Annotated in this window: 4 protein-coding genes and 2 pseudogenes; 2 read left to right on the top strand and 4 right to left on the bottom strand. The window is 70.8% G+C overall.

What is annotated here, in order from left to right:
- Nucleotides 1-210 (top strand): annotated as a pseudogene (locus AB0G02_RS33580) (hypothetical protein); the annotation flags it as partial.
- 394 nt (nt 211-604) lie between these two features.
- On the opposite strand, the gene AB0G02_RS33575 reads toward AB0G02_RS33580, so the two are convergent.
- The 4 genes and pseudogenes from AB0G02_RS33575 to AB0G02_RS33560 all read right to left on the bottom strand — a co-directional run bounded on the left by AB0G02_RS33575 (nt 605) and on the right by AB0G02_RS33560 (nt 2,736).
- Complete coding sequence (locus AB0G02_RS33575) at nt 605-952, bottom strand: zinc ribbon domain-containing protein (RefSeq protein ID WP_360802401.1); 348 nt, start codon at nt 950-952, stop codon at nt 605-607.
- Nucleotides 950-1,306 (bottom strand): annotated as a pseudogene (locus tag AB0G02_RS33570) (recombinase family protein); the annotation flags it as partial. The pseudogene AB0G02_RS33570 and the gene AB0G02_RS33575, both read right to left, overlap by 3 nt.
- Before the next feature lie 13 nt (nt 1,307-1,319).
- Nucleotides 1,320-1,820 (bottom strand): tetratricopeptide repeat protein, encoded by a 501-nt coding sequence (locus AB0G02_RS33565; protein WP_360802395.1) that lies wholly within the window; start codon nt 1,818-1,820, stop codon nt 1,320-1,322.
- 214 nt (nt 1,821-2,034) lie between these two features.
- Nucleotides 2,035-2,736 carry an SDR family oxidoreductase gene (locus AB0G02_RS33560; RefSeq protein ID WP_360802392.1) on the bottom strand — a complete coding sequence of 234 codons (702 nt, stop codon included), beginning with the start codon at nt 2,734-2,736 and terminating at the stop codon, nt 2,035-2,037.
- 88 nt (nt 2,737-2,824) lie between these two features.
- On the opposite strand from AB0G02_RS33560, the gene AB0G02_RS33555 reads away from it, so the two are divergent.
- Nucleotides 2,825-2,974: helix-turn-helix domain-containing protein (locus AB0G02_RS33555; RefSeq protein WP_360802398.1), on the top strand; the 150-nt coding region annotated here is incomplete at its 3' end.

Genomic DNA, 2,974 nt, shown 5'->3' with positions numbered 1-2,974 from the left:
GGCGGCGTGCCGCTCGGCACTGATTCGCCGACCGGCATGCTCACGGGGGTCATCGGCGGACTGGTGTGCCGACCGGGCACGCCGGTCGGCGGGCGGCCCAGCGGCGAGCGGCACGACAACCGGATGCCGACCCTCGGCCACGGGCTGTTCGACGTGGAGTCCTTGGCCTCGCCAGCGGTCATCGGCGAGACGGCGGGAGCGCAGTTGTAAACGCGGAGCACGGGTACCACGTGGAGCTGCACCTGCCCCGGACCATCACCACGCTGACCGACCCTGGGTCGGCTGACCGGCGACCTGGTGGCGAGCGTGATCCGGCTGGACAAGCGCCAACCGATGCTGGGTACCGTGCAGCCCGCGGCGGAACAGTTGCGCGCCTTGGCGGGACCGAAGCCGACCCGCGTTATTCTACTCAATGAAACTTCGAGTGGAGAATTCCCCACTCTTGCGAAGTCACCTCAGACCCCTGCTACGCTGGACTTATGAGCCACTCCCTTTCAAGAGGAGTGGGAGATTTCCCACAGCCAGGTGTTCGGGCAAATCGGACACAGTTTTACCCCACGGGATCGATCTTGAGCTTATCAGATCAGACCCGTGGGGTCTTTGTTTATGCGGCCCGCAGGATCGGCCGAGGCACCTCGACCGACACCCCGTCGGCTGTGCACACGACCACGGTGCGGCGGGCGCGCAGCTGCGCGGCGACCCGGCTCGGGCTCGCGGCCACGGGCATGTGCAAGGCGTGGCCGAGCCTGGTGATCAGGTGGTCCTCGCGCAGGTACAGCGTGGCCGGGGTGTGCTCACTGCGCGGACCGGTGTGGCCGTGGCGGCAGCGGTAGCCGGGACGGCCGTGCACCCAGTGGCTGTCCATCCGCCGGCTACAGACACCGCAGCGCAACAGCCCGGCGAAGAGGTACTCGCGGGCTTCGTTGTTCTGGTTCGGGCGGTCCGAACGCATCCGCTGCACCGCCACGAAGTCGATTTCGCTGACCAACTGGGCGTGGGCGCGCTGCCGGGAGACGACCCAACGGTCGGTCGGGTTCCACCGGGTGACGCGGCGCCGCCTGCGCTCGCCGGGAGTGTGATGGTCGTGGTCGACGCTCTGCCGGTTCCACACCTGCCAACCGGTGTAGCGCGGGTTGGCCAGGATCGCCGCCACGGACTGCGCGGTCCACCGACGACGGGTCCGATGCCGATTGCGCTCGGGGTCATGCTCGGCCGGACTCGGCGCACCTCGCCGGTTCAGCGCGGCAACCAGATCCTTCACGCTGCGCCCGGCTCGACGCTCGGCGAACAGCCATCGCACCGTGGGCGCGGTCTCCGGGTCAGGCTCCTGGCGGTAGACGCACCTCCCATGCCTGGTTGGCGTGCAGCAGCGCGACCGCGCGCCGCGAGCCGGAACGCCGGGCCGCGGCCAGCCCCCGGGTGAACCTCTCCAACGCCTCGCGCCACCGGCAGTGGTGCAGCCGCAGCCGCCCGACGCGGTAGTGGACGTTCGCCTCCAGGTCGCGGTGCCCGGCCTCGGTCGCCAGCGCCAGCGCCCGCTCCCAGTGCCGGGACGCGACCTCCGGCCGGCCGGTGTCGAAGCACGTCCAGGCGGCCAGGTTGTGCAGGTCGGCCAACGCCACCAGCAGCCGCGCGCGCACCGCGTCGGTGAGGTCGGCCTCCAGGAAGCGGTCGTGGTGGCGCGCGCAGGCCACCGCCGCGTCACGCGACGCCCCGCCGCCCGCGCGGTAGTCCAACCCGCGCAGGCGCTCGGTCTCGTCTTCCAAGCGCACCACGTCCTCGACACCTGCGTGAGCCGGGACGTGTCGGAGTTCTGCCATCGCCGCACCTCGCAATTCCACTGGAGCGGTGGAGACGCTCGCTCCCACAGGCATGTGGCGTCCGGATACCCATGGTGACACCCCCGCCACCGCCGTGGGCGGCCACTTCGCGGGGATCGGTGTCGGGGTCACCGGGAATCCACTGTGGACGGCGCGGCGCCGTGCGCCCGGTACACGTGAGCGGGAATCGGCGTCCGCCGCGCGCGGTCCCGGGTCAGCCGGCCAGGACCGGGTACTGGACCGCGATGTCCTGCGCCAGCGCGGCTTTCACGTGCCGGGACACGTCGTCCGCGAGCACTTCGAAGGCGTCGGACTCGATGCCGTCCAGCGCGAGCTCCGCGACGTGGCGGGGGTCGCTCTTGGGCTGCGTGATGCCCGCGGTCATGTCGGTGTCGACGTAGCCGACGTGCAGGCCGGTGACCTGGATGCCGCGCGGCCGCAGGTCGAGGCGCAGCGAGTTGGTCTGCGACCACAGCGCGGCCTTCGACGCGCTGTACGAACCGCTGAGCGCGGCCCAGGACAGGACCGAGGCGACGTTGAGCAGGTGACCGCCGCCGTTGCGCTCGATGACCGGCACGAACGCGCGGGTCACGTTGAGCGGGCCGTAGAAGTTGGTCTCGAACTCCCGCCGGACGTCCTCGACCGGGGAGTCCAGGAACGACGCCCGCACGAGCGCGCCGGCGTTGTTGATCACGATGGTGACGTCGTCCGCCCGTGCGGCCGCGGCGGCGACCGACGCGGGGTCGGTGACCTCCAGCGCGAGCGCGACGGCGTCCGGGTGGGTGACGGTGCGCGGGTCGCGGGCGGTGGCGTAGACCTTGCGCGCACCCCGCGCGTACAGGGCCTCGACCAGCGCCTTGCCGATGCCGCGGCTACCTCCGGTGACCAGCGCGGTCGCCCCGTTGATCGTGGTCATGGCAGTCCCACCAAGTGGAAACCGATCGGTTTCCACCAATGTACACCGATCGGTTTCCACTCGGCAACCGACGCGGTAACCTGCACGGGTGACCACCCCACGGGACCGCCTGCTGGACGCGGCGGGCGAGCTGTTCTACCGGGAGGGCGTCGGCGTGGGCGTCGACGCCCTGTGCAAGGCGGCCGGTGTCTCCAAGCGGTCGATGTACCTGCTGTTCGACAGCAAGGACGAGCTGATC

The sequence above is a fragment of the Actinosynnema sp. NPDC023658 genome (assembly GCF_040639995.1).
Taxonomy (GTDB): Bacteria; Actinomycetota; Actinomycetes; order Mycobacteriales; family Pseudonocardiaceae; genus Actinosynnema.
The sequence above is the reverse complement of the archived record's forward strand: the minus strand, read 5'-3'. Positions and strand labels throughout refer to the sequence as shown.

Bases quoted from the DNA above. Each gene is read 5' to 3' on its own strand.
- AB0G02_RS33575 (WP_360802401.1), bottom strand. From the start codon at position 952: ATGCGTTCGGACCGCCCGAACCAGAACAACGAAGCCCGCGAGTACCTC.
- AB0G02_RS33565 (WP_360802395.1), bottom strand. From the start codon at position 1,820: ATGGCAGAACTCCGACACGTCCCGGCTCACGCAGGTGTCGAGGACGTG.
- AB0G02_RS33560 (WP_360802392.1), bottom strand. From the start codon at position 2,736: ATGACCACGATCAACGGGGCGACCGCGCTGGTCACCGGAGGTAGCCGC.